Here is a 17,740-nt window from a genome sequence, read left to right as displayed (position 1 = left end):
TTTGAACTATGTTTTAGGTCAAATTTAGCGTAAAAAGCTTAGTTTATTTACATAAAGGCTTTAGTTTCAGCATTTTTTTAAACTTAAAAAAAGAGTATCTTTCAACTTTTCAGAAAAACAACTAACTAAGTGCCTTTAAAACCCTTTAAAACAATCGGAATTGGTGTGGCGTTCTCGCCCAACCTAAAAGCTAACCTTTATGAGGCTGCTAGACTATCCCTTTATTTTGAGGCTAAATTGGTGATGATCCATATTGGTGAGCAATCTGAAGAAAAATTAAATAAATTAAAACTTATTTTAAGCGCTTTCAAAAAAGATAATCTTGAGTACGAAGTAGTTTTTAAATCAGGAAACCCTGTAGATGCAATATTAAGTACCGCTAAAGAAAAAAGCTTTGACTTGCTAATTATTGGTGCAGCCAAACGTGAAAACTTTGTAAAATACTATGTAGGTTCTATTGCTAGAAAAATTACTAGACAAGCTAAATGTAGTTTGTTATTGTTGATAAACCCTTCTATTGAAAGATTACCATGTCGCCATATTGTAGTTAACGGGTTGGAAGATCCTAGAACAGAACAGACCATTGCTTCTGCTTTTTATGTGGCTTCCAAATTAAATGCCGAACAGCTTACTATTGTTGAAGAAATTAAGCAAAATCAAATTGATATTAAAGTCGATGATGACAAATCATTAAGACATGCAAACATTATAAAAGCAAGAATTAGTAATCGTGAAACTTCAAGAATTAACCATATTATTGAAGAGCTACCAAAAGAACACACTAACAATATTGTAATAAAATCGCAACCCATTTTTGGAACTCAAGGATATTCCATTGGTCACTATGCACAAATTAAACGCGCGGATTTATTAGTGATGAATGCACCAACAAAAATGACCTTTTGGGACCGTTTATTCCCACACGATATAGAACATATTTTAACCGAACTTCCAACAGACGTCTTAATTATTCAATGAGTCCAAAACAGAATAACATAAAGACCTTTTTTAAAGCATTACCTAAAAATATTTTTTCTGGTTTTGTGGTCAGTCTTATCGCTTTACCTTTAGGTTTAGGATTAGCTATGGCTAGTGATGCGCCTCCAATTTCTGGTGTAATTGCGGCTGTAATTGGTGGTATTGTAGTTTCTATTTTAGGAGGTAGTAATGTTACTATTGCTGGTCCCGGAAATGGATTAGTAGGTGTGCTTTTAGGGACTATAGCTACTTTAGGGTTAGAAAGTGCTTATGCGGCAATAATCTGTTCTGGAGCCTTACTCTTAGTTTTAGGGTTTTTAAGATTAGGTAAATTAGCAGATTTCTTTCCATCCTCAGCAATACAAGGGATGTTGGCTGCTATTGGTCTTATTATTTTAGGAAAACAGTTTCATATTATGCTAGCGCATAGGATAAAACGCGAAGATACTATTGACTACCTTTTTGAGATTCCGTTTACTATAAACGATGCCATTCATTACCAAAATACAGGCTTAATTTATGCGGCTTTAGCTGGTGTAATCAGTTTTTTAATAATGATATTTTATTCTAAAATCAGAAATAAATATCTGCAACTTATTCCGGCACCAATGTGGATTGTTATTCTATCTATTGGTTTTAGTTATTATTTTGAATTAGTAGCGCACGAAGCTAACCCAATTGCCCTTAAATACATGATCTCTGGTATACCAGAATTTTCAGAAATCGTATCTCAAATTCCAACTGTTAACTTTGGTAAAATAGGGACTTTACCCTTTTGGACAAGTGTATTAGCGCTAACACTTATTGCTAGTATAGAGTCTTTATTAAGTATCAAAGCAGTAGATAAATTAGATCCAGAAAAACGTAGAAGTAATGTTAATCGCGATTTAAAAGCATTAGGATTAGCAACTGTAGGAAGTGGTTTTTTAGGCGGTCTTAATGTGGTAACTGTTATTGCAAGAAGCTCTGTTAATGTCAATAATGGCGGTAGTAACAGGTCTTCTAACTTTTTTCATGCGTTATTTTTGGTAATCTTTATTGTACTATTTAGCACGCAATTAACACGTATACCGTTACCCGCTTTGATGGCTATATTGGTTTACACAGGTTATAAATTAGCCTCTCCAGAAAATATTAGAAAGATTTTTAGAATTGGTAAAGAGCAATTAATTATCTTTTTTGTAACACTAATTGTTACGCTTAAAATTGGATTAATTTCAGGTATTTTATCAGGGGTGTTTATTACGTTTATTATACATATTGTTATTAACAAAAATGTCACTTTATTTGCTAAAAACTGGCTAAAACCAAATGTTTTAATGTTCCAGGAAGACATGCATTATTACGTTAGTGTTAAACATTTTTGTAGCTTTTTAAACTTCTATAAGTTAAAAGAAAAACTAGATGCTATTCCAGAAAACGAAGATGTGATTTTAGACTTCTCGTTATGTCAATTTGTAGATCATACGGTAATGGAAAATCTAAATAATTACCAAGAATTATTTACCAAACGTGGTGGTCATTTTGAAGTGTTAGGATTAGATTTACATGATACTGAGTCTGAACATCCTTTTGCACTGCGTCGATTACTGCCAGTACCAAAACTTATTAAAAATAGCTTAACACGTCGACAAACAACTATTGAAGAGTTGACTACCGATTTTGATTTGAATTACGATTCTAAAAAAGAACGTGACACCTTATTTTTAAATAATTTTTTATTTTTTAGAACTAAGCAAATCAACTATATATACAACCAAATACATAATAAAGACAACTCTTTAAATCTATTTGATATCGAGTTTTCTGAAGGCGAATTTATTGCCAAAGAAGTGGTCCGTAGTACCATGCTTCATATTAAATTAGATAAAGATATTCCCGAATTTACTTTAGACCAAGAAGGGTTTTTAGAAAAAGTCTATGCTTTTGCTGGATTTAAAGATATTCCTATTAAAAATCATACAGATTTCTCTAATCGTTTTTATTTATTAGGCGAAGATACTGAAGCTATACAACGCTTTTTTACAGATCAAATCACCCACTTTTTTGAAAGTAATCCGTATTTTCATATCGAGTCTAACGGTCAGGATTTACTAATATTTGGACGTGAGCGTCTGGCTAGTATAAAAGAAATTAAAGCGCTTTATGACTTCGGTAAACGACTTAAAGAAGTGATTTCTTAATAAAACCTTAATATTACAAACCATCTCTTGGTTATTTAGTAATTTGCAGAGTCTTTTAAAATTCAATTTATAATGAAGTTACACCCAATACAAGCAGGTCATTTTAAATTAGATGGCGGTGCCATGTTTGGTGTTGTCCCTAAATCTTTGTGGACCAGAACCAACCCAGCGGATGCCAATAACATGATAGATATTGCAGCACGCTGTTTATTAATAGAGGACGGTAACCGTCTGACACTAATAGATACAGGTATGGGAACCAAGCAAAGTGATAAATTTTACGGATATTATAATTTATATGGAGATGACACATTAGAAAAATCTTTAAATACTGCAGGGTTTTCTTCAAATGATGTCACAGATGTCTTTTTAACACATCTTCATTTTGACCATTCAGGTGGTGCTTTTAATTATAATAAAGACCGTACAAAATTAAAATCAGCCTTTAAAAACGCACATTTCTGGAGTAATAAAGACCACTGGAAATGGGCAACAGAGCCTAACCGTCGTGAAGTCGCATCGTTTTTAGAAGAAAACATACTTCCAATGGAACAAAGCGGGCGTTTAAAATTTACAGATATTCCGCAGGGTGATATTTTAAAAAATTCAGCACTCGGTTTCGATATCTTTTATGCTAATGGACATACAGACAAACAAATGATTCCAATGATCAATTACGATGGAAAAACCATTTGTTTTATGGCAGATTTATTACCAACTGCTGGGCATTTACCATTACCCTTTGTTATGGGTTATGACACCAGACCGCTTTTAACGCTAGACGAGAAAGAAAAATTTCTCAATTTAGCAGCAGATAACAATTATTACTTATTTTTGGAACACGACGCACACAATCAAATTATTACTGTGCAACATACCGATAAAGGTGTCCGATTAAAGGACACTTATACTTGCAACGAAATTTTTAATTAACAACTCAAAAAAATTTATAATGAAAATTAACTTTAAGCCTATTTTATATTCAGCTTTTGCTGCAATAGCGTTATCAAGTTGTGGTGGTGGTGCACCAATATTATCTACTCCAATAGAAAATATAGACAATACACCTATTAAGGAATCTGACTTAACAGAAACTGAAGCTCATAATTGGGGACATTTAGATTTATCTAAAGATACTATTCCTGGAATGAGTGTTGATAAGGCTTACGCCGAAATAATAAAAGGTAAAAAAGGACAACAAATTATTGTTGCAGTAATCGATTCTGGAATAGATATTACACACGAAGATTTAGATGGTGTAATCTGGACAAACCCAAAAGAAATTGCAGGAAACGGAATAGATGATGATAAAAACGGATACATCGATGATATCCATGGTTGGAACTTTTTAGGTGATGCTTATGATGAGCAATTAGAAATGACACGTATTGCTGCTACCTTGGACACAAGTATTCCAAGATATGCTGAAGCTAATGCACAATTAGAAGAAGCGTATCAAAAAGCGTTAAGCGGTAAACAACGTTACGATCAAATTTATGCTCAGATATCTAGTGCAAACAAAGTATTAACTGCACATTTTAAAAAGTCTGATTATACACCTGCAGAAGTAAATGCTTTAACGCCAGCAGAAGGATCAGAATTAGCAACAGCAGTTGCTACTGCTAAATTTATGTATGCTAACGGGATGACTTCTATTCCTGAAGCTGAAGAGCAAATTAAAGGTGGTGTAGAGTATTTTACAGACCAACTGAATGCAAACCTTAACAAAGAGTTTAAAGGTCGTAAAACAGGAGATGATCCAAACGATTTTAATGACAAGCCAGGTTATGGTAATGCTAATGTGATGCCAACAAAAAAATCTGAAAGTCATGGAACGCACGTTGCAGGTATTATTGCTGCAGAGCGTAACAACGGTTTAGGTGCAAATGGTGTTGCTAATAATGTGAAAATTATGGCTATTCGTGCAGTACCTAATGGTGACGAGTATGATAAAGATGTTGCAAAAGCTATTAGATATGCAGTAGATAATGGTGCAAAAGTAATTAATGGTAGCTTTGGTAAAAGTTTCTCTATGCACCCAGAATGGGTAAGAGATGCTATCAAATACGCAAGTGATAAAGGGGTGATTTTTGTACATGCTGCTGGAAACGATAGCAAAAATGTTGATACAGAACCTAACTTCCCGGATGATAATGTAGACTATGTAGAAGTTTCAAATACTTATATTAGAGTAGGATCTTTAGCGCCAAGTTATGGTACTAAATTAGTCTCTGGTTTTTCTAACTACGGAAAACAAAACGTAGATGTATTTGCTCCAGGATCTGAAGTGTACTCAACAACTCCAGAAAACGAATACAAAGCAATGGGAGGAACAAGTATGGCATCTCCTGCTGTAGCTGGTGTTGCTGCTTTAGTTTGGTCTCAGTATCCAAAACTAAAAGCATCTCAGGTTAAACAAATCATTATGGATTCTGGTTTAGCTATTCCTGCTAAAGTAGTTGTTGGTGGTGATGCTTCTAACGTTCAGCCATTTGCTAATTTAAGTAAATCAGCTAAAATTGTAAATGCTTACAATGCTTTAATTGTGGCTTCACAAATTTCTAAATAACAATTCAATAATAAAAAAAGCCTCAACCTATTTTAGTTGAGGCTTTTTTATTTCAATTTAAATACCAATGAAAAAACTACTACTTTTAATTACTGCTTTTGGTGTGCTTACAGGTTGTAAGTCTACCAAACAAATGGCAGCTTCAGCAACCAATCAAAGCAAAACACAATCTACATATTGGCAGCAACATGTGGATTATAAAATGGATATTGATATGGATGTAAAATCGTATCAATACAAAGGAAAACAAACTTTAGTGTACACTAATAACTCGCCAGACGTTTTAGGTCGTGTGTATTACCATTTATATTTTAATGCCTTCCAACCAGGTAGCGAAATGGATGTACGTTCTCGTACTATTGCAGATCCAGACAGACGTGTTGGAGACCGTATTAGTAAACTTAAACCTAATGAGATTGGTTACATAAAAGTAAACAGCCTAAAACAAAACGGTAAAGCATTAAACCATGAAACGGTTGGGACTGTTTTAGAAGTAGATTTAGCAAAACCAATCCAACCAGGAGAAAGTGTAACATTTACTATGGATTTTGATGCACAAGTACCACAACAAATTAGACGTTCTGGTCGTGATAATGCAGAAGGTGTAGCATTATCTATGACACAATGGTATCCAAAATTAGCTGAATATGATTTTGAAGGATGGCATGCTGATCCATACATTGGACGCGAGTTTCATGGTGTTTGGGGAGACTTTGAAGTTAACTTAACCATTGACAAAAACTACATTGTTGGAGGTACAGGTTACCAACAAGGAGACGCTGAAATAAAAGGAAACAAAAAAACATTACGTTTTAAAGCACCAAGAGTACATGACTTTACGTGGGCTGCAGATCCTGATTATATTCACGATACTATGCAAGTACCAAATGGTCCAATGCTAAACTTTTACTACAAAAAAGATTTACCTGCAGAAAACTTACAATATTGGAAAGACTTACAACCTAAAACGGTACAGTTAATGCAATATTTTTCTGAAAATGTTGGTAAATATCCTTACGATCAATACTCTGTTATTCAAGGAGGAGATGGTGGTATGGAGTACGCAATGTGTACTTTAATTACAGGAAAACGTAGTTTTGGAAGTTTAGTTGGTGTTACCGCACATGAGATGGCACATACTTGGTTTCAGTTTTTATTAGCCTCTAACGAAGCTAAACATGAGTGGATGGACGAAGGATTTACAAGTTACATTAGCGATTATGCAATGGACGCTGTTAATAATTCTAAGCTTAAAAATCCTGCTGCTGGTGCTTACAACGGATATTATTATTTAGTAAAATCAGGAAAAGAAAAACCACAAACAACGCATGCCGATCGTTATGATACTAACATGGCATATGGTATTACTGCTTATAATAAAGGATCAGTATTTTTATCTCAATTAGGTTATATTATTGGCGCTGATAATTTAAAACTAACGCTTAAAAAATATTTTAACGACTTTGCTTTTAAACATCCAACACCAATTGATATTATTCGTACTGCCGAAAAAGTTTCAGGTTTAGAGCTTAACTGGTACCTAACAGACTGGACACAGACAACTAATACCGTTGATTATGCTGTTACTTCAACAGAAGAAAATAATAGCATTACAACCGTTAATTTAGAGCGTATAGGATTAATGCCAATGCCTTTAGATATTGAAGTAGAATATACAGACGGAACAACAGCGCAATTTTACGTACCATTACAAATGATGCGTGGCGAAAAGCCAGTAGCTACAACTACTAAAGTATTAAACGACTGGGCTTGGGCAATGCCAACGTACAGTTTTAGTATTAACAAATCAAAAAGTATGATTAAGTCTATAACAATAGATCCAAATCAATTAATGGCTGATATAGATAAAAAGAATAATGTTTTAAACTAACATTCCTTTTTTAATAAATTCAAAAAGCTGCAACTTAGGTTGCGGCTTTTTTGTTTTAGAAACGATTATATTTGAAAAGACTCACATTAAAATCACACCACATGAAACGTATCACAATGGCATTAATTTGTATCCTAATTTTAGGTTGCAAAGAAGACCCTAAACCAGAAAAATTAGATAATAATTCAAAAACTGAAACAACTAATAACACAGTAAAAACAGCTAAAAAAAGTACTAATACTACTTCTATTGCATTTTTAGAAAATATTAAAAATCTAGAAAAAGACACCTCTAATAATCCAATAGACAGTTTTAAAAAAGAAGCAACTCCTATAGCAAAAAAGGTTATTAACATCACTAAAACTAATATTAAAGATGCTTTAACAACAGCTAAAAACTATAAACATGTTGTAATTACTGTGGAAGATCATACCATAGTAACATTAGATTTAGAAGATTGTAAACCTTCAGGAGCATGGGGCGCTTGTATGCCAAAAGCAGAAGGTTATATTAAAAAAGGAACGTTACAATATCAAAACGATTATGCTAATAATATCATTGGATTACCAGATGGTCAAGAGCGTTTGTTGTTTTTGTTTTAAACCGCACAATTTATAATTTTTTATATTGTGTATATTCGCACTTTAATTGGGTTTGAAGATATTTACATCTCAAATTACACTAAATATTAGTGCTAAAAACTAATAAAAGCTGTGACAAAAAAGCCTTAATACATTAAATGACAATGCGTCTTACCTATAACAAGCATGAAAAGCTTAAAAACCAAAAGGCAATCGAAAAATTATTCGTGGCCGGAAAATCAGTTTCGGCATATCCTTTGCGACTGGTTTATTTAAAAAACGATGACGCTTTAAAAGTTGGCGTTTCTGTAAGTAAGCGTAATTTTAAATTAGCAGTACATAGAATTCGTATAAAACGATTACTAAGAGAAGGTTACAGACTTAATAAAACTATGTTAATAGACTATAATATTGAGTCTTACACGCTAATGATTTTATATATTGGTAAAGAAATGCCTGATTTTGTAACCATTGACAAAAAAATGAAAGCGTTATTTACTAAGTTTAATGACCAAATTTCTAAACAAGACCATAAATAATTTGGTTTATTTTTAGATTGAATAAATACACACACCATGAAAAACATATTTAAACGACGCATTTTAATTCCGGTTTTTGCTGTTGTTATACTAATTACAGGATCCTCTTTTAAAAACGATTTTTTTGAAATTGCTAAGCAAATAGAAATATTTACAACGCTTTTTAAAGAGTTAAATATGAACTATGTTGACGAGACTAATCCAGCTGAGTTAATGGATAATGCCATTAAAAATATGCTTAACGATTTGGATCCGTACACCAAATTTTATAATGAGCAGGATGTAGAAGCAGAACGTATACGTCGTACTGGAGATTACACTGGTGTTGGTGCACGTATTAGAACATTAAAAGATAAATTAGTAGTTGTAGAGCCTTATAAAGATTACCCTGCAGATAAAGCAGGATTAAAAGCCGGAGATCAAATTACAGCTATAGATGGTGTGTCTGTTTCTGGTTATGATGGTGACGCTTCAAACCTTTTAAAAGGAGCACCAAACTCAGCATTACAAGTAACCTACACACGTCAAGGTAAATCAAATACTACCTCTGTAACACGATCAGAAATAGAGATAGATGCAGTACCTCATTTTTCTATGATAGATGAGCAAACAGGTTATATTGTATTACAAAAATTTAATGCCAAAGCATCCTCTCAAACAGGTTATGCTTTAAAAGATTTAAAAGCGCAAGGTGCTAAAAAAATTATTTTAGACCTAAGAGGTAATCCAGGTGGGTTATTAAACGAAGCCGTAAACGTAGTTAACCTATTTGTACCAAAAGGACAGCTAGTAGTTACCACAAAATCTAAAGTCAAAAAATACAACAAAACGTATTACACAAAAAAAGAACCAATAGATATTAACATACCTGTTGTAGTGTTAATAAATGGACGCAGTGCATCAGCCTCAGAAATTGTTTCTGGTACACTTCAAGATTTAGACAGAGCAGTAGTTGTTGGGTCTAGAAGTTTTGGAAAAGGACTAGTGCAACGCCCAAAAAAATTGACTTACGGTACCCAATTAAAAGTAACTATCTCTAGATATTATACGCCATCAGGACGTTGTATACAAGCTTTAGATTATTGGAATAGGGACGATAGTGGAAATGCTGTCCGTGTAAAACAGGAAAATTACAACGTCTTTAAAACCAAAAATGGTAGAAAAGTATTTGATGGTGGTGGTGTTTTTCCTGACGAAGCTATTGAAGTCACAAAAAATACAGCAATTACAGATGCTATTTTAAGCAGTCAGAGCGTGTTTGACTTTGCTACAACATACTACTACGATCATAAGATTGAAGATATTAACAACTTTAAGTTAACAGATGCAGATTTTAATGCCTTTAAAAGCTATTTAAACACTAGTGGTTTTGAGTTTGAAACAGAAACAGAAAAGGCACTTAAAAAAGCATTAGAAGTCTCTAAAACAGAGAATTTAGATGATGACATTAGTAAAGATTATAAAACATTAATTACTAATTTAGACAACTCTAAAGCAAAAGCTGTACAGGATAATAAAAAGCTACTTATTAACTTATTAACAGACGAGATTGTTAAGCGTTACGTCTACAGAGAAGGTTTGTATGAATATTACAAAACTAACAATGAAGAGATAAAAAAAGCAACCGAAATTTTAGCAAATACATCTCAGTATAACCGCTATTTAAACTAAAAACAACCATTAAATTTTAACATATTTAATTTTTGGTATATTTAATGCTAGTTTAAAGATATGAAACACCTATTACTTTTTATATGGTTTAGTACCACTATGGTTTTTTCGCAAAGCGAATTAAAGCATGATGTGTACTTTAATACAGACGAATATGACGTGCCATTAACAGAAGAAAATCGCATACTATTATTTATATCTAACTTAGACAGTATTCCTATTCAAAAAATATCCATTTACGGATTTACAGATGATAGGGGTAGTAATGACTATAATTTAGAGTTATCACAAAACCGAGCAAATACTATAAAAGAACTATTTTCTGGTTACGGAATTGACGAAAATCTAATAACCAATGTTAACGGTAAAGGAGAAATTTTACTTAAGGTTTTAAACGAAGACGAAGTCCATAAAATAAGAGGATTAAATCGTAAAGTAGAAATTATTGTTACGCCAAAACTACCTGAAATTATAGTAGAAGAGCAACCTGAAGAAACGCCAGAAGTTGTAGAAATAGTAGAAAAAGTACAGCCTAGAATGGATGGTCCAAAAACTACGGACGATATTGCTAATGGGACAATAAAAAAAGGGGATAAGATAACCCTAGATAAAATATATTTTAAGACTAGTTACAGCTACGTTACTTCAGACTCCAAGAAAACTTTAGAGGATTTAGCTAAGCTAATGTTAGATAAAAAGAATCTTTATTTTACCATTCAGGGTCACGTTTGTTGTACACAAATGAGTCGTGATGCAGTAGATAAAAAGACTAAAAAACGTAATTTATCCGTAGCCAGAGCAAAATATATCTACGATTATTTAGCCCGAAAAGGCGTAGATAAAAAACGAATGAAATACGTTGGTATGCGTCGTAAATTTCCATTAGGTGGTGCACCAGAATTGGATAGACGTGTAGAGATTTTAATTACTTATGTTGGTAAAGCAGAATAAAACATAAATCTTAGATTATCATAAAAGAGCCTTATTTAGGGCTCTTTTTTTATGTATATATATAAAATACACCTTAAAAAGGTTATTAAATATACAGTCCAATACAACCGTTAATCCTAAGATATTACTGCTTATCCTAAGCTTTGCTTTTAAACCTAAAATAAGTGAAATTAAACAGAGAACTTTTAATAAACACAAACTGTATTGTATGTTTGCCTTCCAATAAAAAATAGCTTAACTAAAATTTAGTTAAGCTATTAATAAGACTTATTTCTAAGTAAGGTTAGAGTAGTTAGTTAACCTTCTTATAAAACCGCTTCGTGCCGAAGCGGTTTTTTTATTTTTTATATATCATCCCGATATGCGGAATACCATCTTCAAGATACTCGTCACCAACTTCTTTAAATCCTAGATTACCGTAAAAACGTTTTAAATAACACTGTGCAGAAATTTTAATTTCGGTTTTATTATAGTGTGTTTTAACTGCTTCAATAGACGCATTCATTATATCATAACCATACTTATATTGTCGTTGCGCTTGACTAACAATAACACGTCCAATGCTTGCTAATTCAAAATAATCACCAGGTTTAAAAAGGCGTGTATAAGCCACTATTTTCTGATCTTTAAAACCAATAACATGTAATGCTTTTTGATCTTTACCATCAATATCTTGATATACACAATCTTGCTCAACCACAAATACCTCGCTTCGTAATTGCAGTATATCATACAACTGTTGTGTTGTTAATTCTTGAAAGGTTTTTACTTTAATTTCTATCATGTTTACTAATTAGTCTATACTTTTAATCCTGTACAATAACATCTTTTACATCATCTTTTCCGTATTCTGGTTGGATGTTAACATGGTTAATTTCAAATTTATTAAGCAATAAATCTTCCACTTTATGTAATATTTTATCAAACTGTGTTAATGTAATATCATGTTCAAAATCTATATGCGCTTCAAAATGAGTTTCATTTTCATTTAATTGCCATACATGTATATGGTGCACGTTTTTAATTTCCGCGAAAGCGTTAATCTCTTTTACAATCTGATCTATAGGTATTGTATCTGGTGTAAATAACATTAATACTTTAGTAGATTCTTTTAACAAATCAAAGCCCATCCAAATTAGATAAATAGCTATGGCTAAGGTTAATGCACTATCTACCCAATATAACTGATAAAATTTCATTAATAAACCACCAATCAAAACAGCAACACTTGCTAACATGTCTGTTAATAAGTGTAAATAAGCACTACGCATGTTCATATTTGCCTGGCTATCTTTTTTTAATAGCAAGACACTAAAACCATTAGCTAAAATACCTAAAATAGATAACCATATAACTAAGTTACTTTGTACTATTTGTGGATCTTGAATACGCTTAGCCGCCTCTATTATTAACAAAATAGCAACTATTATTAAGGTAGAAGCATTAATAAAAGCTGCTAAAATCTCAGCGCGTTTAAAACCAAACGTCCTTTGTAAAGACGCTTCTTTTTTTGATAACCTATTAGCTATATAACTTACAATTAAAGAGAGTACATCACTAAAATTATGTAACGCATCACTTAACAATGCCAGACTTCCGGATACTAATCCTCCAATAACCTGAGCTACAGTAATTAATATGTTTAAAAGTATGGATATAACTAGATTACGACCTTTTAGATCGTTATGATTATGGTTATGTGCGTAATCATGCCCCATTATTAACAGCCAACAGGGATCTTATCAACACGGTTTTGATGACGTCCACCTTCAAATTTAGTTTCTAAAAAAGTATCTACCATGGCTACTGCTTGTTGTACTGACGTATAACGTGCAGGGATACATATAATGTTGGCATTATTATGTTGTCTTGTTAACGCTGTTATTTCTTTTGTCCAACAAACACCAGCTCTAACTTTTTGATGTTTATTAGCAGTCATAGCAACACCATTGGCGCTACCACAAATTAAAATCCCAAAATCAACTTTATTATTAGCCACATCTTCTGCAACTGGGTGTACAAAATCTGGATAATCTACGCTGTCATTTTTATCCGTTCCATAGTTATTAACAATATAACCCTTTGATTCTAAATGTTTAAGGATTGTAAACTTGTAGTCTGTACCTGCATGATCGTTTCCGATTGATATTTTCATAGTAGTAGTGTGTTGTTTATTAAAGTTTCAAAGTTAATAATTGATTACAAGTAATAATAAGTAATAGGTATTAACTTATTGATAAAATTTAATTTCGCCTTTATTTTAAAAATGAAGACGTTACAATCAATTGTTAACTACTCGTGTTTAATTATTAATTACTTGTTAATAACATCTGATTGTTTTTTAAAACTTTTATTAGGATTATCCAGATAATTTTCCAAACCAAAATTGGTTATTAACAACCAAAAAAGTTAGCACTTTTTTTTTGGAGACTTATCATTAAAAAAAAGACACATACCAACATGAAAAAATTAAATACTTATTAAAAATACATTGTCAATATACGTTGTTAACAATTGTTAATAACCTAAGTATTTTGTTTATTATCAATTACTTTAACCTTTTAATAACTTGTTAATAGAGTGCTTTAGTAAACAAATCAAATCAAAACCTTAAAAAGTTATACCGCTATTAACAAGCAATAATAATCACTATTTTTTTTTTAAATTTTAAAAGAAAATAAATGATATATAGTATATATGTGGATAACTCTAAAAAAGAGATTTAATATTAGTTTAATATTAGTTAAATATTAAAAACGTAGCTTTGTATAAACTTAATAACCAATCTTCTCCTTGTATTAAGTTTGAACATAACAGAATTTCGAGTAACTTAGAGATTCAATAGATTACAAATTACATGACAAAAAAGAAACACAGGAAACCTTCAAACAATAAGATTTCCAACCTTACAAATACAATTCTTAGTATTTTAAAAAAAGAGAGAAACCAAAGCTTTAACTATAAGCAAATTGCTGCCAAAATAGGAGTTAATGATGCTAGTAGTAGAAATCAAATTATAAAAAAGCTTGCTAAACTTAAGGCTAATGCCGAAATAGAAGAGGTAGAACGCGGTAAGTTTAAAGCGATACTTAATAACGAATATCATATTGGTATTTTTGATGCTGCACAGCGTGGTAACGGTTACGTTATTTGTGATGCTTTTGAAAATGATATATACATAGCCTCTAATAATGTTAACAAAGCATTAAACGGTGACGAAGTAGAATTATACGTTTATAAACGCAGAAAACAAGGTAAACTAGAAGGTGAGATTACCAATATTATTAAACGTGCTAAGACAGAGTATGTTGGTATTATTCAAATCCACGAAAAGAAAAACTTTGCTTTTGTAGTAGTAGATGGTAATAAAATGAAAACCGACATTTTTGTGCCTATTAACAAAACGCTTAAAGCCGAAGATGGTGATAAAGTGGTTGTTACTATGGAGGAATGGCCAGATAAGGCAGACTCTCCAAACGGTCGCGTTATTAAAGTTTTAGGTAAAGCAGGTGAGCATAATACAGAAATACATTCCATTTTAGCAGAATATGGTTTACCATATGAGTTTCCGGAAGAAGTAGAAGCGTATGCTAATAACATTGATTTAAAAATTCAGCCAGAAGAAATAGCAAAACGTCGTGACATGCGTAAAGATTTAACCTTTACAATTGATCCAAGAGATGCTAAAGATTTTGATGATGCCTTATCATTTACCGTTTTAGATGACGGTTTATTTGAAATCGGGATCCATATTGCAGATGTATCGCATTATTTAAAAGAAGGTACCGTTTTAGATGACGAGGCTTATGAGCGTGCAACATCCGTGTATTTAGTAGATCGTGTCGTACCTATGTTACCAGAGATTTTATCTAACGGAGCATGTTCTTTACGTCCACATGAAGAAAAATATACGTTTTCTGCAGTGTTTAAAATAAATGAAAAAGCGGAAATTAAAGACCAATGGTTTGGTCGTACAGTAACGTACAGTGATGCACGTTTTGCTTATGAAGAAGCTCAGGCAATTATAGAAAATAATATTGCGTTTAATAAAGCTGAAACTATTTCTAATCCAGAAAAGATTGATACTAGCATTCCTGCAGAAGTATCTATAACAGATAAAGCTTATAATACAACACCAGAAATAGCACAAGCCGTTTTAAAATTAGACGAATTGGCTAAAAAAATGCGTGGTAAACGTATGCAATCGGGAGCAATTAGTTTTGATAAAGTAGAGGTTAAATTTACTTTAGATCAAGACGCTAATCCAGTAGGTGTACATTTTAAAACAAGTAAAGATGCTAACAAGTTAATAGAAGAATTTATGCTTCTAGCTAACAAAAAAGTATCGGAATTTGTATCAAAAATGACACCACCAAGGACGTTTGTATATCGTGTACATGATGAGCCGGACGAAAGTAAACTAGCGTCTTTACAAGGTGTAGCTGCTAGATTTGGTCATAAATTAGATTTTAAAAGTAAAGCAGGTGTTGCAGCCTCTTTAAACCAATTATTATCTGATGTACAAGGTAAAAAAGAACAAAATTTAGTAGATACTTTAGCTATTAGAACAATGTCTAAAGCGGAGTATACTACCAAAAATATAGGACATTACGGATTGGCATTTGGAGATTACTCTCACTTTACATCTCCAATTAGACGTTATCCTGATGTAATGGCACACAGATTGTTACAACGTTATTTAGATGGCGGAAAAAGTGCTAACCAAGAAGAATATGAAGAGAAGTGTAAACATTCTAGTAACATGGAATATTTAGCAACTAAAGCAGAACGCGACTCGACTAAATACATGCAGATCAGATTTATGCAAGACCACCAAGATGAAGAATTTGTTGGTGTTATTTCTGGAGCTACAGATTGGGGAATTTATATAGAAATTATCTCAAACAAGTGCGAAGGTATGGTCCGAATTAGAGATGTAAAAGGTGATTATTACGAGTTTGATCAAGAACAATACGCTATTATTGGTCGTGATACTAAGACCATGTATCAATTAGGAGACGAAGTAATTGTCAAAGTAAAAAATGCAGATTTAGTAAAACGTCATTTAGATTTTGATTTAATAGGAAAATACGAACCTAAAGAAGTTTCGGAATAATCTATAATCAATACTACTAACATTCATATCTACCATGAATGTGATAATAAATAAAGAAAAATTGTATCAAGGACTTTTAAAGTTATGGTACAATTTTTCTATTTTGGTACCAATTAAAAAATAAGGGTTGTAGATCAAACTTGTAACATTTCAATAAAATTTTCAACTAATAAATAAACAAATAACCATGATATTAACAACAACAAACTCCATTGAAGGATTTAGAATAGTAGAATATAAAGGGATTATTACTGGAACGTCTTTTGAAATGAAAACAAAATTTTCTTTTAAGACTGAGAAAAATAAAATTATAACTACAGACGTTATTGATGAAGCTAAAGAACACGCTTTTCAAGAATTACAGACTAATGCTAGTAATTTAAATGCAAATGCAGTTGTTGGTATTAGTGTAGATATGGAAATTGTTAATGGCTCTCACTTTTATGTTTCAGTTACTGGAACAGCCGTTTCTGTGGCTACAGATAAATAATTGTTAATAACTGTAACATTCCATAAAAAGAATGCTCTTTATTAAAACAAAACCTTTTAAAATGAAAAATTTATTACTTGCAGTATTCTTTTTAAGCACTACTTTTTTAGTAGCACAGAATCCTATAAATAAAAATGTTGGCGATTTTAATGAAGTTAAAGTCTTTGATTTAATTAAAGTTAGCCTGGTAAAATCTGACGAAAATAAAGTTATGATTACTGGCGAAAACGCTGATGATGTAGAAATTATTATCAAAAACAACTTACTTAAAGTCCGCATGAAACTGGATCGTAGTTTTGATGGTACCAAGACATTTGTAGCTGTACATTACTCAGATATAAAGCTTATTGATGCTAACGAAGGTGCAAAGGTTGTGGGTAATGAGTTGATTACGCAAGACAGTATTGAGCTTCGTGCGCAAGAAGGTGCTTCTATTATTGTTGGCTTAGATGTCGATAGAGTAACTGTAAGGGCTGTTTCTGGCGGAATTATAGAAACTAGAGGTAAAGCCAACACTCAGGATATTACGCTTAATACAGGCGGTATTTACGAGGGGCGTGATTTTGAAACAAAAAATACAACCGTAAAAATAAGAGCTGCGGGAGAAGCAGAAGTAAAAGCAAGCAACTCTGTAGATGCACGCATAACTGCTGGTGGAACTATTGATATATACGGAAACCCAAAAAATGTGACTAAAAAACAAACCTTTGGTGGTAAAATTAGAATAAAGGATACCGAGTAAAATAGTATATTATATTACATCAAAAAAGC

Annotated in this window: 15 protein-coding genes; 12 read left to right on the top strand and 3 right to left on the bottom strand. The window is 32.2% G+C overall.

Annotation, left to right across the window (positions count from 1 at the left end; translation table 11 throughout):
* Positions 1-129: 129 nt before the first annotated feature.
* The 9 genes from ACZ2G2_RS05890 to ACZ2G2_RS05850 all read left to right on the top strand — a co-directional run bounded on the left by ACZ2G2_RS05890 (position 130) and on the right by ACZ2G2_RS05850 (position 11,363).
* Positions 130-978 carry a universal stress protein gene (locus ACZ2G2_RS05890; RefSeq protein WP_281847329.1) on the top strand — a complete coding sequence of 283 codons (849 nt, stop codon included), beginning with the start codon at positions 130-132 and terminating at the stop codon, positions 976-978.
* Entirely contained in the window at positions 975-3,161 is a 2,187-nt protein-coding gene (locus ACZ2G2_RS05885; RefSeq protein ID WP_470394494.1) for a SulP family inorganic anion transporter, read from the top strand. Before ACZ2G2_RS05890 ends, ACZ2G2_RS05885 begins: the two co-directional genes overlap by 4 nt.
* A gap of 72 nt (positions 3,162-3,233) precedes the next feature.
* Positions 3,234-4,094: an MBL fold metallo-hydrolase gene (locus ACZ2G2_RS05880; protein WP_470394493.1), complete on the top strand. Its 861-nt coding sequence runs from the start codon at positions 3,234-3,236 to the stop codon at positions 4,092-4,094.
* Between the two features lie 19 nt (positions 4,095-4,113).
* On the top strand, positions 4,114-5,730 hold the full coding sequence (locus ACZ2G2_RS05875; protein ID WP_101202740.1) for a S8 family peptidase: 1,617 nt from the start codon (positions 4,114-4,116) through the stop codon (positions 5,728-5,730).
* Between the two features lie 67 nt (positions 5,731-5,797).
* A complete protein-coding gene (locus ACZ2G2_RS05870; protein ID WP_090837063.1) occupies positions 5,798-7,621 on the top strand; it encodes a M1 family metallopeptidase in 1,824 nt (607 codons plus the stop codon).
* A 101-nt stretch (positions 7,622-7,722) separates the two neighbouring features.
* On the top strand, positions 7,723-8,223 hold the full coding sequence (locus ACZ2G2_RS05865; RefSeq protein ID WP_470394492.1) for a hypothetical protein: 501 nt from the start codon (positions 7,723-7,725) through the stop codon (positions 8,221-8,223).
* 137 nt (positions 8,224-8,360) lie between these two features.
* Positions 8,361-8,741 carry a ribonuclease P protein component gene (rnpA, locus tag ACZ2G2_RS05860; RefSeq protein WP_470394491.1) on the top strand — a complete coding sequence of 127 codons (381 nt, stop codon included), beginning with the start codon at positions 8,361-8,363 and terminating at the stop codon, positions 8,739-8,741.
* A 36-nt stretch (positions 8,742-8,777) separates the two neighbouring features.
* Positions 8,778-10,412, top strand: a complete 1,635-nt coding sequence (locus ACZ2G2_RS05855; protein WP_470394490.1) for a S41 family peptidase — start codon at positions 8,778-8,780, stop codon at positions 10,410-10,412.
* A 60-nt stretch (positions 10,413-10,472) separates the two neighbouring features.
* Entirely contained in the window at positions 10,473-11,363 is an 891-nt protein-coding gene (locus ACZ2G2_RS05850; protein ID WP_470394489.1) for an OmpA family protein, read from the top strand.
* A 337-nt stretch (positions 11,364-11,700) separates the two neighbouring features.
* Here the strand turns inward: ACZ2G2_RS05850 and ACZ2G2_RS05845 are convergent, their stop codons facing one another.
* Genes ACZ2G2_RS05845 through rpiB form a run of 3 tightly spaced genes read right to left on the bottom strand, consistent with a single transcriptional unit; the run spans position 11,701 to position 13,518 of the window.
* Entirely contained in the window at positions 11,701-12,147 is a 447-nt protein-coding gene (locus ACZ2G2_RS05845; RefSeq protein ID WP_090837070.1) for a GNAT family N-acetyltransferase, read from the bottom strand.
* Between the two features lie 22 nt (positions 12,148-12,169).
* Entirely contained in the window at positions 12,170-13,081 is a 912-nt protein-coding gene (locus tag ACZ2G2_RS05840; protein ID WP_470394487.1) for a cation diffusion facilitator family transporter, read from the bottom strand.
* Positions 13,082-13,083: 2 nt separating this feature from the next.
* Positions 13,084-13,518: a ribose 5-phosphate isomerase B gene (gene rpiB, locus ACZ2G2_RS05835; RefSeq protein WP_101202747.1), complete on the bottom strand. Its 435-nt coding sequence runs from the start codon at positions 13,516-13,518 to the stop codon at positions 13,084-13,086.
* Between the two features lie 702 nt (positions 13,519-14,220).
* Here rpiB and ACZ2G2_RS05830 point away from each other — a divergent pair.
* The 3 genes from ACZ2G2_RS05830 to ACZ2G2_RS05820 all read left to right on the top strand — a co-directional run bounded on the left by ACZ2G2_RS05830 (position 14,221) and on the right by ACZ2G2_RS05820 (position 17,711).
* Positions 14,221-16,479: a ribonuclease R family protein gene (locus ACZ2G2_RS05830; RefSeq protein WP_090837077.1), complete on the top strand. Its 2,259-nt coding sequence runs from the start codon at positions 14,221-14,223 to the stop codon at positions 16,477-16,479.
* Between the two features lie 187 nt (positions 16,480-16,666).
* Entirely contained in the window at positions 16,667-16,969 is a 303-nt protein-coding gene (locus ACZ2G2_RS05825) for a YbjQ family protein (protein ID WP_090837079.1), read from the top strand.
* A 61-nt stretch (positions 16,970-17,030) separates the two neighbouring features.
* Positions 17,031-17,711 carry a head GIN domain-containing protein gene (locus tag ACZ2G2_RS05820; protein WP_470394485.1) on the top strand — a complete coding sequence of 227 codons (681 nt, stop codon included), beginning with the start codon at positions 17,031-17,033 and terminating at the stop codon, positions 17,709-17,711.
* The last annotated feature ends 29 nt before the right edge of the window (positions 17,712-17,740 follow it).

This window comes from Olleya sp. KKT75 (genome assembly GCF_055635485.1).
This window is presented reverse-complemented; position numbering and strand designations above follow the sequence as displayed.

Coding starts and splice junctions, on each gene's coding strand:
- ACZ2G2_RS05885 (WP_470394494.1), top strand. CDS start 975: ATGAGTCCAAAACAGAATAACATAAAGACCTTTTTTAAAGCATTACCT.
- ACZ2G2_RS05880 (WP_470394493.1), top strand. CDS start 3,234: ATGAAGTTACACCCAATACAAGCAGGTCATTTTAAATTAGATGGCGGT.
- ACZ2G2_RS05875 (WP_101202740.1), top strand. CDS start 4,114: ATGAAAATTAACTTTAAGCCTATTTTATATTCAGCTTTTGCTGCAATA.
- ACZ2G2_RS05870 (WP_090837063.1), top strand. CDS start 5,798: ATGAAAAAACTACTACTTTTAATTACTGCTTTTGGTGTGCTTACAGGT.
- ACZ2G2_RS05865 (WP_470394492.1), top strand. CDS start 7,723: ATGAAACGTATCACAATGGCATTAATTTGTATCCTAATTTTAGGTTGC.
- rnpA (WP_470394491.1), top strand. CDS start 8,361: ATGACAATGCGTCTTACCTATAACAAGCATGAAAAGCTTAAAAACCAA.
- ACZ2G2_RS05855 (WP_470394490.1), top strand. CDS start 8,778: ATGAAAAACATATTTAAACGACGCATTTTAATTCCGGTTTTTGCTGTT.
- ACZ2G2_RS05850 (WP_470394489.1), top strand. CDS start 10,473: ATGAAACACCTATTACTTTTTATATGGTTTAGTACCACTATGGTTTTT.
- ACZ2G2_RS05845 (WP_090837070.1), bottom strand. CDS start 12,147: ATGATAGAAATTAAAGTAAAAACCTTTCAAGAATTAACAACACAACAG.
- ACZ2G2_RS05840 (WP_470394487.1), bottom strand. CDS start 13,081: ATGGGGCATGATTACGCACATAACCATAATCATAACGATCTAAAAGGT.
- rpiB (WP_101202747.1), bottom strand. CDS start 13,518: ATGAAAATATCAATCGGAAACGATCATGCAGGTACAGACTACAAGTTT.
- ACZ2G2_RS05830 (WP_090837077.1), top strand. CDS start 14,221: ATGACAAAAAAGAAACACAGGAAACCTTCAAACAATAAGATTTCCAAC.
- ACZ2G2_RS05825 (WP_090837079.1), top strand. CDS start 16,667: ATGATATTAACAACAACAAACTCCATTGAAGGATTTAGAATAGTAGAA.
- ACZ2G2_RS05820 (WP_470394485.1), top strand. CDS start 17,031: ATGAAAAATTTATTACTTGCAGTATTCTTTTTAAGCACTACTTTTTTA.